Origin of the sequence: Vibrio mimicus CAIM 602, from assembly GCF_000338875.1 — a bacterium.
GTDB lineage: Bacteria > Pseudomonadota > Gammaproteobacteria > Enterobacterales > Vibrionaceae > Vibrio > Vibrio mimicus.
Genome location: NZ_AOMO01000055.1, coordinates 26231 through 44476 on the forward strand (window position 1 = coordinate 26231; position 18246 = coordinate 44476).

Sequence of the window (18246 nt, forward strand, 5' to 3'; positions counted from 1 at the left end):
GGGTTGTCTAACGATCAAAGGAATGGATTTACTTCGATTTCCACAGTTGGCTCATACGCATTGGCCCCGGGGTTGGGAAGTTGTATGACTGAGGCATGTTTTCTGGCACGTTGTGCAGCTTGTTATTCACTACAACACCAGCAGGCATAGATTCCACAGTACCAATCACATAGAAGTTATCTTTAGCAATTTGGATGATCTCTTTCATGTATCCATTTTGCTCATCCTGCGATGAGGTTTGTGTCAGTTTTTGCCACAACTCAAGCTGGCGTTTGACATGCGCTGGCGGCTCAACTGCAAACTCATTGGTTGGCTCACTAACCCACAGGTAGTAACCCAAGCCCCAGGTTGATTCTGGGCTAAAGGGCATGTAGTGACGAGCATCGTCAATGATACCGACACCACCATCACCGATGATTGGGATCATGTCGAAGTCGTTAGTCAAACGAAGGTTGGTCACATGGTTGATTTCAAGTACACGAATGTCTAAGAACACTCCGACAGCTTTCCACTGGTTTTTCACCAGCTCAAGTGAATCTGCCAGTACGCCTTTATCCGCTACTTTTGAGAGCGCTTCAATACGCAGACGTTGGCCATTTTTGAGCAAGCGGTAGCCTTCTTTATCACGTTTGTTCAAACCAAGTGAATCAAGAAGTTGGTTCGCTTTTTCAGGGTCAAATTCCGTGTATTGCGTTGCCATTTGCTCATCATAGAAAGGCGAGATTTTCAGTGGCGCAACCTGATAAGGCCCAACCGAACCAGAGAAGACAGTTTCACTGATCTCTTCACGATCAATCGCGTGAGATAACGCAATACGAAAATCTTTGTTTTGGAACAACTCACGCTTGAGTGGATCTTTCGTGGTTTGGTTCAGCGCAATCGCCAGTTCAGTGCTAAGCGTGCTTGGACGGAACTCGTAGGTGTAGCCCCCTTTCTTCTCATTTTCGATCAGAAGTGGACGATATGACGTTTGACCAATGTGACGATGTTGATAATCCGCTTCGCCATTGGCGGCACGTAACACCATCTCTTCTTGATCTTCACTGTAGCGCCAGCGCACGGAATCTAGGTAAGGCAGTTGGTTACCTTCGGTATCCACTTGCCAGTAGTAAGGGTTACGCTCGAACACCGCATAGCTTGCATTTGGCCCCGGAGGCGTAGCCACTTTCCATGCGGTTAACACTGGGCGATCAACGTTGGTGTAATGCTCAATGAAGTAGTGCGCTTCACACTTGGTCGCTGCATATTGACGCCATGAGTCAAAGCCAGCCGCTTTCGCATTAGCTACCGCTTTATCGTTGAACTTAGGTAAGAATTGTGAGCAGTACTGCTTAGGGAAGGCGGTATAGCTTTCACTATCTACAGTCGCAAGGCTACGGATGAACAGACCATTGGGTTTGCTCAGCGTGATTTTGACGGTGTACGTATCGATCACTTCTGCGCGAGCGGCATCATGCGTTGGTAGAGCGAGCGGTCGGTTACCTGAGTGTTCTGGATCGCCCACAATATCATTGATATAAAAAACGATGTCTTCTGCGGTAAACGGAGAACCATCAGACCATTTCACGCCTTTGCGCAAAGTAATCACATATTCTGTGTTCTCTGCGTTAGAAGTAAAACCGGTCGCTAAGTTTGGGATGACTTTTGAATAGGTAGCATCAAAGTTAAACAGGTTATCGTAAGCCACCGTGCGGATGCGATGTCCGTTATCGACTACTTTACCCACTAGGTTTAAAGTACCGCCGTATTGGCCAATCGATTCATTCGGTTCAACCACTAATGGATTTTCTGGCAAACGCTGTTCAACCGCTGGCAATTTGCCCGCTTTGACTAACTCCGCTAATTGTGGGGCTTCATTATAAGTGGCAGCCCAAGTTGAAAAAGACAGCGCCGCCGCAACCGATAGTGCGATTTTGCCGAATATAGGGGTAAGGTTATGTTGTTTCATCAGTCACTCCCTGATGTTTTTGATTGTTCAAGTTTAAGTTAACGCCGCTTCATGCAACGCTTTTGCTTCCTGCTGATACGTGAACCTCTAACTCCGTAACGCCCCGGTGCGTAACACCGGATATAGCCGGCACACAAGCGTGTGGATAGAGAATGTTGGTATTAGGAGCACAGGGGTAACAATGGTTTTCCCCGGGTCCCCGAATTAATGCCAGTTCACTAAATAGTTGCTCTGACTCGATGCGTTTTGATGCAGGTTCACTGTGGGTAAACCACCCACGCCAAGCATCCACGCAGTAACCCGTCTGAATGAAAGCCAATTCACGCTGGCTTTCAATTCGATGAATTCGGATTTCTTTTCCCTCTTTCAGGGTTTGGTAAGTCGTCACGTCACAACCGGTAAAAGGTGACCACTCTGAAACTAACGTGTCGCCCACTCGATACGTTCGATGATTCGACTTTCGCCCATACCAACCATGGGTATCGGGGTGTTGTATCGCGAGAAGGTTGTCACCAATCCAGCCTTGGCTGACCCAACGCAAGCTATCGATACAAAAGCCATGTTGTGAGCTATAGGCAAATTTGTAGTATTTGTCTGCACACTCGCGTAATTCACTGCTCCCCGGCGCATTGCTAATGAGGTAACTGCCCCCATTTCGCCAAACTTGATGGTGGTTGTTGATCCAATAAGCTTCTGAATAAGAGTTAAGAGGAATAATGCGGCTTTGCCAAAACGGATGGTCATTTTCTAACGCTAATGCGTTAAAAGCTTTAAAGGCCAACAACGGGGAAGCTGAGCTGGTATAAAACTCACTCATCAAAAGATTAGGATAAGCAAAGCCCGGCATCGGCGTGCCGTTGCAATCCCAAATCGGTTGTTCTGCCCACCAATTCATCCCCTGTGTCCATAACGTGCGCCACAAAGCCACATTGCGATGTTCAGGAAGTAGACGCGCCAACTCAGCCCAGAAAGCCAAAATCGCAAAACGGTAATTCAGTGATCGGCCGTACCCTAATTGGCTACCATCGGTACCAAACCAATTCACATAGGTTTCCGCAAACTGAACCGCTTGTTTAAGCATATTAGGAACGCGGGGACAATGCGGCTTCCAGCGGCAATACATCAATGCATAAAGTTGAAAGGCGAGCGGGTTGTAATAGTCCGTCACCGGGTTGCTGCCATCTTTGTACCAACCCTGTTCTAGCTGCATCTGACTGATCGCATTGAGGTCGTTTTCGAACTCGCTGTTTTCAATCCGCACTCCCACACTTTGTAAAGCGGTGAGGATAAGCACTCGGAACCAATACCAGTTATTCGGCGGTAAGATCAGGTGGTTAACGGATAACAGCCAGAGCGCCAAATTTTGCTGCTCAATCGAAGAAAAAGGAGACCAATAGATTTCAGGTGCTTCCACTAAAGCCATCGCAATGGCCGACATCTCCACCACTCGTTGATCATAATCTTTGGCTTTCTGCCAATAATTGGGGGACTGAGGGTTAGTTCCCTCCATGATTTTCTGCGCAAGCTGCTGATTTAGCTCTAGGCATAATTTCTTCGCCGGTACCGCCAGCCAAAGTAGGCGACAGTAATATTCGATTTGAGCCGTCTGTTCAGAATAGTGTGCAGCACCATAAGCTTGAGCATCCCAGTTCACCGAGCCCGTAACAACCGCAAGCTGTAAATCTGCAATTTTCTTTGTTAAATCATTAACATCACTGCGGCGATTAAATGGTTTAGGTTGCTGAATTAGGTCTTTCAACCGCATGCACATGCTGACTCCTGACTGACATTTGCTGCTCTATTGAAATAATTTAATCGCACAAACAAATATTTTTGAAACGCTTTTTTATATTTATGATATTTGGATCAAAACTCATCCCCATAAATCAGAGTGATTAATTACCCCGATCACATTTTCACCATGAAAATTTCGTTTAATTTAAAAAGCCATTTCATTTATGAATTTCAAACAATGGAACGTCTCAGATACTGATTTCTTCGATGAGCGCTCAATGAAGGATAGCTACCAGCAAGGACAAACATTGTGATGGGAAATAATGTGCAGCCCCTTGCCATGAAAGGGCTACAACAAAAAAGTTGGAGATTATCCGAGGAAGTCTTGGTACTGCTGCGCTGTTTTTCCTGCCCGTAAGCATTTGCCCATCGCACGCAAATAGGGGCGAAGGTGAGTGAAAAACTGTTTATAGCCGGCGCAAAGATGATGTGGCGCAGTGAGCGAAAGCTCCCCTCGATCATTTAAGCGTTGTGCAGGACATGCGCCATGACATAAATCCCATTGCGGACAGCCTTGGCAATGAAGCTGGCTACCTATGGGTTTACGTTCTGAAAAACTCTGTTGGATCGGGGTTTCAATCAGGTCGGGATAATCGTGCTCACGCAGATTACCCAGTTTGAATTCAGGAAAAACAAAGTGGTCGCAACTGTACACATCACCATTGTGTTCAACGGCCAAGTTGTCGCCGCAACGTTGGGCATGCACACAAATGGATGAAGGCAAACCGAGACTCATGCCCAACGCATTATCAAAGTGGCTGACAAACACCTGCCCGATATGATGCTGACGCCACTCGTCAAAGACATCAATCATAAACTGGCCAAACTGCTGAGCACTCACACTGCGTGAAGAGATGCCTTCCCCCGCAATACTTTCCACTACCGGAATAAACTGAATGAACTGAGCGCCAAGCGAAACCAAATGCTGGTAAACCCTTGTCCCATGGTCTCCATTGTACGCTTGCACCACAGTCAACACATTGTATTCCACTCGATAACGCTGCAAACAACGCAGCCCTTTCACTACCGATTGGTAAGTGCCTTGCTCACTGCGAGTCTTACGGAAGTGATCGTGCAGCTCTTCATCACCATCCAGACTGATACCAACCAAAAATTGATGGTCGGCCAAGAATTGTGCCCATTCGTCATTAATGAGTACCCCATTGGTTTGTAAGGTATTCACAATGTGCATTCCCGGCCTCGCGTATTTGCGCTGTAAGGCCACCGCTTTACGATAAAAATCGATGCCACGCAGAGTAGGTTCACCACCCTGCCAGCCAAAAGTCACTTCACGACAGCCCGCTGGCTGGCTTTCAATGTAGTTCCGCACATGCGCTTCTAGCAGTGCATCATCCATATCAAAGCGATTTTGTCCGGGGTAATACTGGGTTTTATCGAGATAAAAACAGTAGGCACAATCGAGATTGCACAAAGGCCCAATCGGCTTTGCCAAGATATGAAATGGCCGCTTTGCCGTTGGTTTGCGAGTAAAAATCCGTTGTTCTGACATCAATAAAAATCCAGTGTAGGCATCCGGCCCTGCAATGGCAGGACAAATTATCTTCCCAATCAATTTTATCCATTTTTATCAAAACATCTTTTCATTTTTTCTTTAGGTGGCGATTTGATCACAAATTCGAAATGGCGTTCCATTATAGAATTTTGATCTAAACAACTCTGCCCGATTGTGATCAATGAAAAAACCAAACTTACTTTATGTGTTTCCCGATCAGTGGCGCGTGATGGCGTTGAGTATTTGGCAACACGCCGCTTACCGCCCCTTTTGCTCTGGCGAGTCAGATCCCGTTTTCACTCCGGTGTTGGACAATTTTATTCAGCAAGCCACTTTGCTGACTCATGCTGTCAGCAATTGCCCATTATGTAGTCCTCACCGAGGAAGTTTGTTCACCGGGCAATATCCTAATAAAAGTGGCGTTCCACTTAACTGCCACTCTTTACGCACCATCTCAAATTTGCCGACTGAGGCAGAATGCTTTACGGATGTACTCTCACAATCGGGTTATCACATTGGTTACATCGGCAAATGGCATCTCGATTACCCAACTCCCAATGCGCCTGATAAGCCGGGCTGTTATGTAGAAGAACAGTTCCCGGTTTGGGATTCCTATACCGAGCCAGAGCGCCGGCACCGCATTGATTACTGGTATGGCTACGGCACTTTTGATGAGCATCGCAACCCCCATTATTACGACACGCAAGGTAAACGCCATCAGCCCAAAACATGGTCGGCCGAGCATGAGGCGGATAAAGCGATCGCGTATCTACTTAATCAGCATGGTGAGCGGGATGCACAGAAACCCTTCGCGCTTTTTGTGTCGATGAATCCGCCACACAGCCCGTATAACAGTGTTAATGACTGCCGCGAGAGTGACCTCGCTTTGTATCAGGCCGCCAGCAATCAGGAACTGTTAGTCCGCCAAAATGCCGATGCTTCAATCAGCAAGGCCGACAGCGCGCGTTACTATTTCGCCAACATCAGCGGTGTGGATAAAGAAATTGGGCGCATTTTTGAGGCACTCGAAGAGATCGGCGAGTGGGACAATACCGTGGTCGTGTTTACCAGTGATCACGGCGAAACCCTGTGTAGCCACAGCCTCAGCGATGCGAAAAACGTCATTTACGATGAAGCACTACGCGTGCCTTTTGTGATTAAAACTGACCACCAGCAGCAATCAACCATCAGCCAAACCTTACTCAGCAGCCCTGATATTATGCCGACCATCTTGGGCTTACTTGGCGTTACGATGACGGATCCTCTTTCGATAGATGGTCGCGATCTCTCTTGCATGATTACCCAACCACTCGCTCATCCTGCTTCACCAGACTGTGCGCTCTATCTGCGTAATCAAGATGGGGAGAAAAATGCCTTAGGCGAAGTGATTGCCTATTTCCCGCAGAGTCGCGGTATCCGAACACTTCGCTACACACTGGCATTGGAAATCAACCGTCAAGCAGAGCTTATCGCCACCCAGTTATTCGATAACCAAACTGACCCGTACCAGTTAACTAATTTACCCTTTGAGCCTCAGGATTCATTCGTCAAACCACTCCTACAACTGATGGCCGAAGAACTGCACCGAATTCAGGATCCTTGGGCAGAACAAGGCATTTTGGCCTCACTCCTGCCCTATCCAGTTCAATCAACGAAGGATAATTCATGAGTAATACCCAACCCAATGTCATTATTCTGTATGCCGACGATTTAGGTTTTGGCGACTTAAGTTGCTATGGCGCGAATGACATTCCAACACCAAATTTGGATCAACTCGCCGCAGAGGGGCTGAAGTTTGATCAAGCCTACGCCACTGCCGCAACCTGTACGCCTTCTCGCTACAGTTTATTGACGGGCAGTTACCCTTGGCGCAATCCTGATGCCGCGGTGTTACCCGGTGACGCCGCACAAATCATTACCAGTGACGATGCTACTTTAGCCAACTTGTTCCAAGAACACGGCTATGCCACCGGCATTGTTGGCAAATGGCATCTTGGCTTGGGCAATGGCGAATTGGATTTTAATCAGGAGATCCAAGGCACACCGAATGATGTTGGTTTTGAGCACTCCTTTATTATGGCGGCCACCAACGACCGCGTGCCTTGTGTTTATATCCATAACCGCCAAGTCGCGAATCTCGACCCCAGCGACCCTATCGAAGTCACCTATGATTGGGATAAAGCCTTTCCTGATGTACCCAATGGTCGCCAAAACCCAGAATTGTTGGACGTAATGTACGATCACGGACATGACGGCACCATCATCAATGGCATTAGCCGCATCGGCCATATGCGGGGTGGCAAATCCGCGTTATGGAACGATGAAACCATGGGAGAAGTCTTTGCAGATAACGCCATATCCTTTATTGAACAACATCAGCAAGAGCCCTTTTTCTTATATTACGCACTGCATCAGCCACACGTTCCTCGCATTCCTAACCCTAAATTTCGTGGCGTGACTCCACATGGTGTACGTGGTGATGTGATTGTTGAAATGGACTGGTGTATCGGCAAAGTCCTCAAAAAAATCGATGAACTTGGACTCAAAGACAACACCTTAGTGATCTTTTCCAGCGATAACGGCCCCGTACTTAACGATGGTTACAAAGATCAAGCCATTGAACTCAATGGACAACATCGTATGGCGGGGCCGTTACGAGGCGGGAAATACAGCTTATTTGAGGGCGGAACACGGGTTCCATTTATCGTCCGTTGGCCGCAAAAAATCGCTTCGGGTCAAAGCTCCGCGCTTTTTAACCAGGTCGACCTTTATCATAGCTTCGCTCAGTTGCTCAACCGCCCGTTGACCCAAACAGAAGCCCCCGATAGCCAGCCTTTACTCAACACACTATTAGGTAAAGATCCTGTCGGGCGAAGTGAGATGGTGTTGGAGGGTATGCAGTACAAAAAAGTGTTCCGAAATCAACGCTATGCTTATATTCCCGCACACGATGACGACTTTGTTTGCCAATACACGGGGAACGAGAAAGGCAATCAATCTTCACCTCAACTTTATGATTTAAAAGATGATGTTGGCCAGATCACCAACTTGGCTGAACAAATGCCCGACATGGTTCAGGAGTTAGATCAAGCGCTTCACCAAGCCATTCAGCGACCCAAAACCCGCTAACCCAACTGGGCTATTTGTTGACCAAATGGCCCATTTTCCTTTCATGCAAGTGTGTATCGCCATCACACTCTATTTTGTAAAGTATCAACAAGACACAGATTAAAGTTCGTATTCATCACACTTTCATAGCTTATTTCGCGGAGTAAACTTTCTCCTCAGCGTAGGTTTATGGTAAATGTGTGCCGACTAGAATCACTAAATCAGTTTATTGTTTGAGTAAGTAGGCTACTTTTAAGGTAAGGGCGTTATCTCCAGACCAACTAAAGTTGTAGTTACACAGTGATCGGAAGTTTTCCCCATAAAGACTAAAAATAATGAGATTGGGGAGCCATCGCTGAAACGCTTGGTAGGAAAAGGATAATTCTTACTTCACTCGCTTTGTCATTATTGAATGGATTACTCACTGAAATGCCTAAGAAACTGGCTCAAACTGCAGCTTCATTACTTCAATTTGAACACATTGGGATCAGTCAATACGACGTCTCCCAACTCTTGTGCCAACATCTCAGTACTCTATTGCCTGTTGAAGGCGTTCAAATCTGTCATCCTGCTGAGTTGGCACTGTGTGTTCTTCATGGAGGCACAGGTCTTACTGAGGCTGACTTTGCTGAAAAGTTAGACAACACTTGGTGGCAATGGCTTTCCACAGTCAGAAGGGATGCTGGATTTGTCCCTATTCCCGCACAGTTGTTGGTTGAGGATAGATGTGCTTTGGTGTGCCGACTTTCTTTTGAAGAAGAGCATTCCACGGTACTGATTTGCTCTTTAGAGAACGACTTACACTTTCGCACTTTTGCGGATGAATGGCATATGCTGGCCACGGTATTACAGCAATTCTGGTTCACTCAATACATTAAATTAACCGCCGCGGAAAATCGCCGTGCGGTCGATCATCAATACGGTTTGATCCTGAATAAGCTACAAACCCAAACTCGCCGACATCAAGCCATGAGTAAAGTGGCACTAGGGGTTGCTGAGTTAACGGCAGCCCGTACCGAGTTTGATCTGCTCAAGCAGAGCGTTAAGCTGCTGCGAGAAGAATTAGGGTTAGATCGGGTCGGTACTTTTTTAATTGAGCATAACGCTAGTCGCTACCACGGTGTGTTTGGTACGGATGATCAAGGCCACTATCGCGATGAATCCGATGATTACTACCCCTACACTCAGCTTGATCCTCGCTTTTTAAATGTTCTAAGCCAGCCCAACTCTTGGTTTCATTTGGTTTCAGATATCACGCTTTACCACCTACATCAGCCCATCGGCCATGGTTGGAATGCCATGGTCGTACTGCGTAATGAATCACAAGAGCCGCTTGGTTGGATTGCCATGGATAATTTGCTCAACCAAAAGCCTTTTGATTTTGATATTCAGGAAGCATTAGAAGTGTTTGCCAAAACCGTTTCACGGATTTTGGTTGAGATCCGTCATAACAATCGAGTACGCATGATCAGCCAAGCGCTGCAATTGATGTCGCACGCCAGAAACTCGCTGGAAATCTGCCAACAGGCTGTCGAGTTCTCCGTATCTAAGCTGGATATTGATCGCATCGGCATCTTTTTACCGAGTGATTCAGAACCGAGCACGCTGCAAGGTACTTACGGTGTGGATACTGATGGTGTGATCCGTAATGAAAGCTATTTTTCCATGGCTTATCCGGAATCAGCGCTGTTTGAACAAGCCTACGCGACACCGAATACCTTAATCATGCTCAATGATGTTCCGCTTTGGCATGATCGGAAAATGGTGGGGCACGGTTGGAATGCCGCCATTGCATTATCCGTTGATAATGAACTGATTGCGTTCGTCTGTGCCGATAACTTGCTCAGGCAGCGTTTGCTTTCCTCACATCAGCATGAACTGATCCAACTGTTTACTCGTAACTTTGGCGAAATGTTGGCAAGGCTACGCGGACAAGAAAAGCTAGAAAAACTGAATAAAACGCTTGAGGAGCGAATCACCGCCCGTACTCAGGAACTACAGAACGTCAATCGGAAATTGGCGCAAGCGGCTCGTACCGACAGTTTGACCCAGCTTTACAATCGGCGTGCTTACGAAGAATTCATTCAAGAGTATTGGCAAACCTACCAAGCTCAGCAACCCATCACTCTTGCCGTCATGGATTTGGATGGTTTTAAGCTGGTTAATGATCAACTCGGTCACCAAGTGGGTGACGAACTGCTCAGACTGTTTGCTGATTTACTGCGTGATATTTTCGATCGACCGACGGATCGCCTCACTCGCCTTGGTGGTGATGAATTTGCTGTCATCATGTCTGGCTTTGAGCAGCAATCTCATCTGAACTTGTTAGCTCAAGTGATTACCGAATTTGGCCAAAGAACAGCGCAGAGCTTTAATCATCTTTCAGTATCGATTGGCGCTGCAAGCATCATCCCAACTTCAGCCATGACGACTGACAGCTTTTTTAGCCTAGCAGATCAAGCGCTCTATCAAGCCAAAGCCAATGGTAAGCAGCAATTAGTGGTTTTTTCTGCACAATGAACAGGAAAAACAGGGCTTACCCAAACGGCCGGCATTCACGCAAGGTCGTAAGAGGATAAGCCCTACGGGGATTCGACTATGGTTGGATCACCAACTGAGGCGCCAAACCACTCTCTTTACTGGAAAAGTTCACATCCGACTTTGGATCCGCGGTGCCTTTGTTCTCAAGCAACAAGGACAATTCTCCTTGCACCAGAAGATTCGAGACGTCCATCTCTACCCAGTTATTGAGTTGAGAGGGTGTAACAGTCACCGTAACACCTTGCTTCTCAATCGGCTGCACAGTGCTCCACGTCAGGTTGTTTTCTTGCCATGCACTGGGTTTTAAACGAGAAACCGTGATCGCACGGGATGCAGCGGTATTGACGTTTTTCACATGCAATCGCAACACTGCTCGTGAATTGGAGGACAGCGCCTGTTGACTCAAATCGAATTTCAAAACCGTTTTGCGGTTATAGCCCGTACCATCGCTTTTTACGACTAAGTAACTGTTCGTACCAAAACTTTGGTTTGCGTACTGTCCATCACGCACAAAAACATCGGCGCTGGCGGTTACTGTCGCTGGCGGAATAACGGGTACGGCGTTGAAATCAACAAGTACGCCTTTACCCAACAAACGCGGCTCTCCAGAGGTTATAACCGTTGTTCCCCAAACCGTGTTGCCTTCTTCCACTTTCAACTGCACTTGATCACCAATCCCCGGTGTCGCCAATGTGACTTGAGGTGTCGCCTGAGATTCATCAATCACCAGCACACTAGGCTTATTCACAGTGACGGTCTTACCGCTCGGCAATTGCAGCGTCCCTGCTTGATGGAACACAATGCCACTCACCTGTTTGCTCACATGCGTTACCGCTTGTATTTGTGGGGTATTCGATAGAACGCTGACAGGCACAGAGGCCGCGTAGCTGGCCACCGCTTGTGCATCACGATTCGGCACCACGATGTACTGATAAGAGGCGTTTGTTGGCTGCCAACTGTGGCCAATACGTAACATGAAAACATCTGCAGAAACGGGGGCATCCGGTTGACCGGTGTTGATGTTTCTCCAGTTACCATTTTGGGTTTGGTTATCCATATGCCCATACCAGTTGGCAGGGAAAACATAACCAATACCATCATGGTGAACCCAAGAAGCATTCACTAACTGACGGCTACCTTTGCTATACACTTGACCATCCACAGTGACAGGTCCATTCAAGCGAGTTTGGTTGATTGTGGTATTCACATATTCTGTGCGAGTGGACTGAATGCCGGCTCCCAATGCGACCAACTCATCATCAAAGCTAAACCATGCTTTTTTTGCTTTGGTTTGGTAGGCATCCATATCCATGACAGCAACGCCATTTCGCCCGTCCGACACGCTGCCGACAAATTGCGTTTGCATTTCAATACGCCCCCAATCTGCTGGTTTAATCGCAAATTGTGGTGCTGTTGTACCTGGTACCAGAGCCCAGTTCCACACAGGGAAGATGCCGTGGTATTCATCGCCTCTTTGCATGATGAAGGTGCTACCAAACCCGATCCAGTTACCGAGTAAATTCTCACCGTTCCCGGCTTCAGTGGGTTTGATTCGCTTAGAATTCATCTTGATGCCAATGAAGTGGCCATTAGCCACTTTGCTGGCATAGTCTGAACGGTAAAAAGATCGGAATCCCGTGATGGTTTCCTGCGCACCATTCACATGTTGTTTAAACTGCTGTGCTTCGGCTGCGCGTTCAGGAGCCAATGCGGCGACATAATCCGCTTGGCGAAGCAGAGGGCCGAGATTGGCTTTATCTATTCGGCTAATCCCACGACCACGCGCGTTATAATCCAGCGTGCCATGTCGGCTCATCCAACGGACACCATCTAAAAAATAATCCGCAACGAGACGATTTTTATCTGGCGCAAAATGCCACTGCAAATCGCGGACTTGGTAAGCCCAATAAGAAGCAGCATCAAAGAAAACATCACCATACCCGCCGTTATAAAGTTGGGCACCGTGTTGCTGGAAGGAGAAATCCGCTTGCACACCTTCCGCTTCAGTGATCACTATGGTTTCTTCAATGCCACCTAACCCACGTTTCACTTGCGCTGAATCGCTACCGAGCAAACCGCCATAAATCACCCCTTTTGAAATATCCGTGCGGTTAGCACCCGTTTTGTAAGGTTCTATTGGCATGTCTGAACGTATCGAAGTACTTAAATCACTGGGTAACTGATTACCAAGCAAAAAGGCCGTCGGGCCGAGATAAATCTGTTTACCAATCTCATTCCACCACCAGTTGCTGTTGGTACGGTCAGCGCTATACCAGTGATAAAGACCCGCGATGGCGCCCGCCGCAAAAGTGACATCATTGGAAAGGTAATATTGGGCAGCCAACGCACGCACACGAGTCAAGTGCTCACGGATAGGTGCTTCTTGAGTCGGAATCGCCGCGTAGTCAATATCCGCCCAATGACCATCCGTTTGCTGATTAGCCAGATATTGCGCTGCGAGTGTAGACAATGGTTGCCCAAGACCTTGAGCCGCTTCAACGGCAACCTGAGCAAAATCAGGCGCAATACGCTGCGTGAGGGTTTGAATGTCGTCTGCCAATGCCGATTGACAGACCATGTAGGGTGCCAGTAGCCACCACTTTGTCTTCAGTTTATTGATCATCATGGTTTGTTCTCTTTGTAGGGGTTTCACTTTTCATTGGAGATGCCAAACGTGACGTTGTTTGTTTCAAGTTTTTTGTTTCAAGTTGTCTGTTTCAAATTGGCGATTGCTTGAGCAATTCTATTTGGAACACTAGCATAACCATAATGAAAAGCCTTTTTATTTTTAAGAGAACTTGGTTTTGATCAAATTTTAAACGAGCGTATGGAATGAAAGCTCTATCATGCAAGAATAGAATACAAATGCACTAACCTAAGCGGGACAAGGCTTAAAATAAGAAAAGGGCGCCTGAGCGCCCTTTATCACAAAGCAAAATTAATCAGTCGATCCACTTCCATTCGTAACCTTGTAAACGAATTTCAACATCGCTTCCGCTTTCATTTTTGACGATCACGGTTTGCGGTTGATTCGAGAAGTTCACCGCGGTCGCGACGTTCATCTCTGGATAATAGGCAACATCCACCAGTGGATGAGATGACAACCAAGGTTGAGGATGTTCTTCATTCCCCCCCAGCCATACCAGAATGTGTTGCAACAAGCGCGCATTGACCATGGTAAACGGCAGATTACCTAAGTACACCGCTCGACCTTCGCCATAATTTCTTGCCGTCAGGGCGAGATGCTGCCCTTGCGCCGCCAGTACGGCCAAATCATCTGCCTGTGGGTAAACGTAGCTTGGATTACCGAAGTCTTCCTCCCCAGCCACAAACTGGCTCAGGTAATGATCTTTGGCGATGTTCAGTGGCATGGCGACACGTCCCATGGTCAATGCCGTTTCTTTCTCAAGGCCAAAAACATCACCCAGTTGGAAATAACGTCCATTCTTTTGCAGTGCAGAAGGATCACATACCCCCAGTAAACCGCCACCATTGGCAACAAATCGACGTAAAGCTACCAGCACTTGTGGATCGGCCCAACACTCGCCACCGCTCCATGCAGAATTCGCATCGCCCGTGTTGATGATCACTTTAATGTCATCATCAATGCCGTGCTGGATGATGTCTTCAAAGCTGATGAACTCGACTTCAAATGGCAGCCCAGCCAAACATTCGAGTAAGTTATTGCCGACAAACTCCATCACATCCGGACGAGGCGGAACATAAAAGCGCTGATCGCGTGCTTGGTTTTGTAGCCAGCTACGTGCTTTGCCCCACGCGCTTAATACCGCGACTTTACCCGGCAGCTTCTGTGATTCAGTACGTGCCGTTTTATCCAAATAAGTGCCAAATTCGCGTGAAATCTCACTCACATGGTCAATAAAATGCGGGAACTGGTTAGCTAAGGAGAGATAACCACCGTAACCAATTCGATCCAACGGTTTTTGTAACATCGCGCGGCGGATCTTAGTCCAGTTCGACATGGATTCGACAACTGGATCATTCCCTTCACGGAACACATCCGGGAAGAAATAAGGATAGAATCGTGCTTCGCGAATTTGGCTGCCTTGTGAGTCGGTTAAGCGGCGCAGTGCCACACCATCCTCCACTGCACCAATGTTGATATCTAAACCAATTTTTTGATAGCTATCCAAGAATGGTTCGGTACCGATCCAGTGATCACCTTGGAACATGGCGGTTTTTTTGCCGGCTTGGTGAGACATTTCCACCAACTGCGCCGCAAACTCAACCACAAAATCTTGCACAAAGGTCATCCAGTCACGGTAGCGCTGTGATGGTACCTTGTACGTTCCGTTGTAATAGCCTGCATCCACAAAATCTTCAGGGGAGAGTTTATACCCAAAGCGGCGTTCAAAATCTTCCAAGGCGCGCGGGCTAACGGTTTCACCGTAACCCGTCCAATCACGATAGATATCTTGGTTCTTTTCACCAGTATCAATCACAAAGAGGAAAGCGAAAGTCGTGAAACGCACCACAGTCGTGTGCGGGTGCTCATCCAGCCATTTTTGGAAATGTGCCAGAAGATGTGCTCGACACTCAGGATGATAAGGATCCAAACTCTTGATTTTTGGCCCTTTCCAGTCATTGGTGAGCGCGTTATACATGGATACGCTATCCCAGACCTGGCGCGCCATGAAAGTCACCGTGTATTCATGGTAAGGCACCGCTTGGAAAATCGTCACCTGCTGGTGATCAGCATCAAACTCCCACTGCGCAGCAGGAATCACTTGGTTCGTTGTGCGGTTACGCACTTCCCACCATTGCTTAGGATCGCTGTCGTCATCCAGCTCATACTTGTCTTTGCTGTACCCTTTTAGTGGTGTCAGCACTAAGGTTTCATCCATTGCCGTCACAGGGAAAGACATCAAGTATTTACGGTGCAAGTACTCTGGGTGTTGGTTCGCAAAGGCTTGATCGGCGCGCACTAAACACATGATCGAATAGATTTCGCTGTCTTGCTCTGCCAGACAAGCTGGCATGCTGGTGCCATCACTATCTCGCAGTGCATCCGCTTGCCAACGCTGATATAAATCCAAAACTACCTCTTCCTGTCCCACTTCGACAGGTAGGGTCATATGCCCTTTACGTGAGGTCATCTTAGTCATCTTTCATACTCCGAAAAGTTGCGATTCTAGGCTGAACTCCCTCAGCCTAGAGAAGAGAAGTCACTGACTTACCAGAAGAAGTTCCGGTAGCCGTTTGCACGCATCAGCGCTTCTAGATAGTAGTAATCACCATAAGGCAGCATGTTGTTGCAAAGACCGACTTTGACGAAGGATGCGCCTTCCGCCAGCAGACCGAGTGCCTTTTCATCATTGGTTAAATCGCATTGCTTCATGAGACCTTGCAGCAAGAACAGACCCCAATCGCGGTACATTTTTGCTTCTTGTTCATCGTCAATGCACTGCGCAATCAGCAGCAAGCCTGCCGCGGTAATCGCACCAGCAGAGCTGTCCTTATACTGAATTTCATCGGCCGGTAGGCAGTAATCCCACACGGGTACACCATCGTCCGTGATGTGGTCAGTCGCGTATTTCGCAAGCTGCTTCGCGAGCGTTAAAAACTGCTCATCACCCGTATAAAGGTAGGTTTGGGCAAAGCCGTGAATCGCCCATGATTGGCCACGAGCCCAGCAAGAATCATCCGCGTAACCTTGGAAAGTCTCGCCCTTAAGCGGCTGTTGAGTCACTGGATGGAAATTAAATGAGTGATAGGTTGAGAAATCATCACGCACTATGTGCTTGGCTAAGGTTTCACTGTGGCGCTTAGCCGCATTCGCATAGACCGGTGAACCTGTCATCTTTGATGCCCAAAAGAGCAATGCCGTGTTTTGCAAAGAATCGATGATCGATTTTCCTTGAGTGATTTCAGGCCCAAGGGGATGCGTATCGTTCCACGCAACAATGTAACCACCAATTTTGCGGAATCGATGAATAAGATGATCGGCGGCGCGAATCGCCATCATCTTGGATTCTTCATCCCCTGTCAGTTGATAGTCCGCAACACAGCTTAAGCTGTATTGAAAACCTAAATCATGATCCAACCAGAACGGATCCAAAAGCATGTTGGCAAAGTAAGATTTGCGCAGCTTAGCGCTGTTTTTAAAGGTTTCTTGGCCTGTCATTTGGTAACAAAGCCAGAGTTCCCCCGTCCAAAATGAGGATACCCAATCAAATTGGCCACAAAATTCCCATTGATGATCGTGAGTACCGATTTTAGGGTTACGCTCACCAATTTTCGGAATATTACGTGCAATAGCTTCCACCACTTTACTCAGATGATTGAGTACCCGAGGTTCATCTAACATGCTTGGCAATGGTCGAAGTGCAATAGGTTTGGTCATATAAGTCATTCTCATCAATGATTCGATTTGCTTCATAAGCAAGCTAATACTGAAATCATAACTTGCTTATGAAATATTCACATCACGCCGAGTCACATTTTCCAAAACATCATTTCAAAAAACATAATTTCAAAACAAACATGCTAATTTTGTGACTGATACGCGGTGAATTACAGGCTTACTAGCGAGCCAACCAACCACCGTCTACTGCAATGGTGTAACCATTGACGTAATCCGAGGCTGGCGAAGCCAAGAACACCACTGGGCCAGCTAAATCGCTTGGCAAACCCCAACGCTGAGCCGGAATGCGTGACAGAATTTCTTGGTTACGATCGGCATCCGCTCTGAGTGCCGCCGTGTTATTGGTTGCCATATATCCTGGTGCAATCGCGTTAACATTGATGCCTTGTGAAGCCCACTCATTGGCCAGCAAACGAGTGATACCCATAACGGCACTTTTTGATGCGGTATAAGAAGGCACACGGATCCCGCCTTGGAAAGAAAGCATGGAAGCAATATTGATGATTTTTCCGCCTTGACCTTGTGAGAGGAACTGCCTTGCGACCGCCTGTGAAAGGAAGAAAACGCTTTTAATATTGATGTCCATGACATCATCCCAGTCTTTTTCTGTAAATTCGATGGCATCCGCACGACGGATAATGCCCGCGTTGTTGACTAGAATATCGATGCGTCCCGCTAATCCCACCGCTTCATCAACGACTTTAGTAATGACTTGCTGATCACTCAGATCGGCCGTAATTGAGAAAAACCGCTGACCAGCCGCTTCAACCAGTTCAGGCGTATCCGCCGCATCGGCATAGTTAACGCCTACAATGTCACAACCTGCTTGCGCCAGTGCAACTGCCATTCCTTGGCCTAAACCGGTATTACACCCCGTGACTAACGCCACTTTTCCTTTAAGATCAAAAGCTTCTAATATCATTTCTGGATTCCTGTAAATTCGATTTACTCTTTCGT

At 47.4% G+C, this 18246-nt stretch carries 10 protein-coding genes; 3 read left to right on the forward strand and 7 right to left on the reverse strand.

Translation table 11 applies throughout. The features are described from left to right. Positions 1 to 28 precede the first annotated feature (28 nt). The 3 genes from D908_RS04145 to D908_RS04135 all read right to left on the reverse strand — a co-directional run bounded on the left by D908_RS04145 (position 29) and on the right by D908_RS04135 (position 5252). Entirely contained in the window at positions 29 to 1948 is a 1920-nt protein-coding gene (locus tag D908_RS04145) for an ABC transporter substrate-binding protein (RefSeq protein ID WP_005526413.1), read from the reverse strand. Positions 1949 to 1997: 49 nt separating this feature from the next. Then, complete coding sequence (locus D908_RS04140) at positions 1998 to 3713, reverse strand: DUF2264 domain-containing protein (protein ID WP_005526415.1); 1716 nt, start codon at positions 3711 to 3713, stop codon at positions 1998 to 2000. Between the two features lie 339 nt (positions 3714 to 4052). Continuing rightward, positions 4053 to 5252 (reverse strand): anaerobic sulfatase maturase, encoded by a 1200-nt coding sequence (locus D908_RS04135; protein ID WP_005526418.1) that lies wholly within the window; start codon positions 5250 to 5252, stop codon positions 4053 to 4055. Between the two features lie 184 nt (positions 5253 to 5436). Between D908_RS04135 and D908_RS04130 the strand changes: the two genes are divergently transcribed. The 3 genes from D908_RS04130 (at position 5437) to D908_RS04120 (ending at position 10883) form a co-directional block, all read left to right on the forward strand. Beyond that, positions 5437 to 6924, forward strand: a complete 1488-nt coding sequence (locus D908_RS04130) for a sulfatase family protein (RefSeq protein WP_005526419.1) — start codon at positions 5437 to 5439, stop codon at positions 6922 to 6924. Further along, positions 6921 to 8384, forward strand: a complete 1464-nt coding sequence (locus tag D908_RS04125; RefSeq protein ID WP_005526421.1) for a sulfatase family protein — start codon at positions 6921 to 6923, stop codon at positions 8382 to 8384. Before D908_RS04130 ends, D908_RS04125 begins: the two co-directional genes overlap by 4 nt. Positions 8385 to 8792: 408 nt before the next feature. Further along, on the forward strand, positions 8793 to 10883 hold the full coding sequence (locus D908_RS04120) for a sensor domain-containing diguanylate cyclase (protein ID WP_005526423.1): 2091 nt from the start codon (positions 8793 to 8795) through the stop codon (positions 10881 to 10883). Between the two features lie 76 nt (positions 10884 to 10959). Here D908_RS04120 and D908_RS04115 read toward each other — a convergent pair whose 3' ends face one another. The 4 genes from D908_RS04115 to kduD form a co-directional block, all read right to left on the reverse strand. Continuing rightward, complete coding sequence (locus D908_RS04115) at positions 10960 to 13530, reverse strand: polysaccharide lyase family 8 super-sandwich domain-containing protein (RefSeq protein WP_005526424.1); 2571 nt, start codon at positions 13528 to 13530, stop codon at positions 10960 to 10962. A gap of 316 nt (positions 13531 to 13846) precedes the next feature. After that, a complete protein-coding gene (gene gnpA / locus D908_RS04110; RefSeq protein ID WP_032467699.1) occupies positions 13847 to 16030 on the reverse strand; it encodes a 1,3-beta-galactosyl-N-acetylhexosamine phosphorylase in 2184 nt (727 codons plus the stop codon). Between the two features lie 68 nt (positions 16031 to 16098). After that, the gene (locus D908_RS04105; protein ID WP_005526428.1) at positions 16099 to 17268 is read right to left on the reverse strand and encodes a glycoside hydrolase family 88 protein; all 1170 of its coding nucleotides are present in this window, start codon (positions 17266 to 17268) and stop codon (positions 16099 to 16101) included. A gap of 181 nt (positions 17269 to 17449) precedes the next feature. Continuing rightward, on the reverse strand, positions 17450 to 18211 hold the full coding sequence (gene kduD, locus D908_RS04100; protein ID WP_005526430.1) for a 2-dehydro-3-deoxy-D-gluconate 5-dehydrogenase KduD: 762 nt from the start codon (positions 18209 to 18211) through the stop codon (positions 17450 to 17452). Positions 18212 to 18246: the final 35 nt, after the last annotated feature.

Coding starts and splice junctions, on each gene's coding strand:
- D908_RS04130 (WP_005526419.1), top strand. CDS start 5,437: ATGAAAAAACCAAACTTACTTTATGTGTTTCCCGATCAGTGGCGCGTG.
- D908_RS04140 (WP_005526415.1), bottom strand. CDS start 3,713: ATGCGGTTGAAAGACCTAATTCAGCAACCTAAACCATTTAATCGCCGC.
- D908_RS04120 (WP_005526423.1), top strand. CDS start 8,793: ATGCCTAAGAAACTGGCTCAAACTGCAGCTTCATTACTTCAATTTGAA.
- D908_RS04145 (WP_005526413.1), bottom strand. CDS start 1,948: ATGAAACAACATAACCTTACCCCTATATTCGGCAAAATCGCACTATCG.
- D908_RS04105 (WP_005526428.1), bottom strand. CDS start 17,268: ATGACCAAACCTATTGCACTTCGACCATTGCCAAGCATGTTAGATGAA.
- D908_RS04115 (WP_005526424.1), bottom strand. CDS start 13,530: ATGATGATCAATAAACTGAAGACAAAGTGGTGGCTACTGGCACCCTAC.
- kduD (WP_005526430.1), bottom strand. CDS start 18,211: ATGATATTAGAAGCTTTTGATCTTAAAGGAAAAGTGGCGTTAGTCACG.
- gnpA (WP_032467699.1), bottom strand. CDS start 16,030: ATGACTAAGATGACCTCACGTAAAGGGCATATGACCCTACCTGTCGAA.
- D908_RS04135 (WP_005526418.1), bottom strand. CDS start 5,252: ATGTCAGAACAACGGATTTTTACTCGCAAACCAACGGCAAAGCGGCCA.
- D908_RS04125 (WP_005526421.1), top strand. CDS start 6,921: ATGAGTAATACCCAACCCAATGTCATTATTCTGTATGCCGACGATTTA.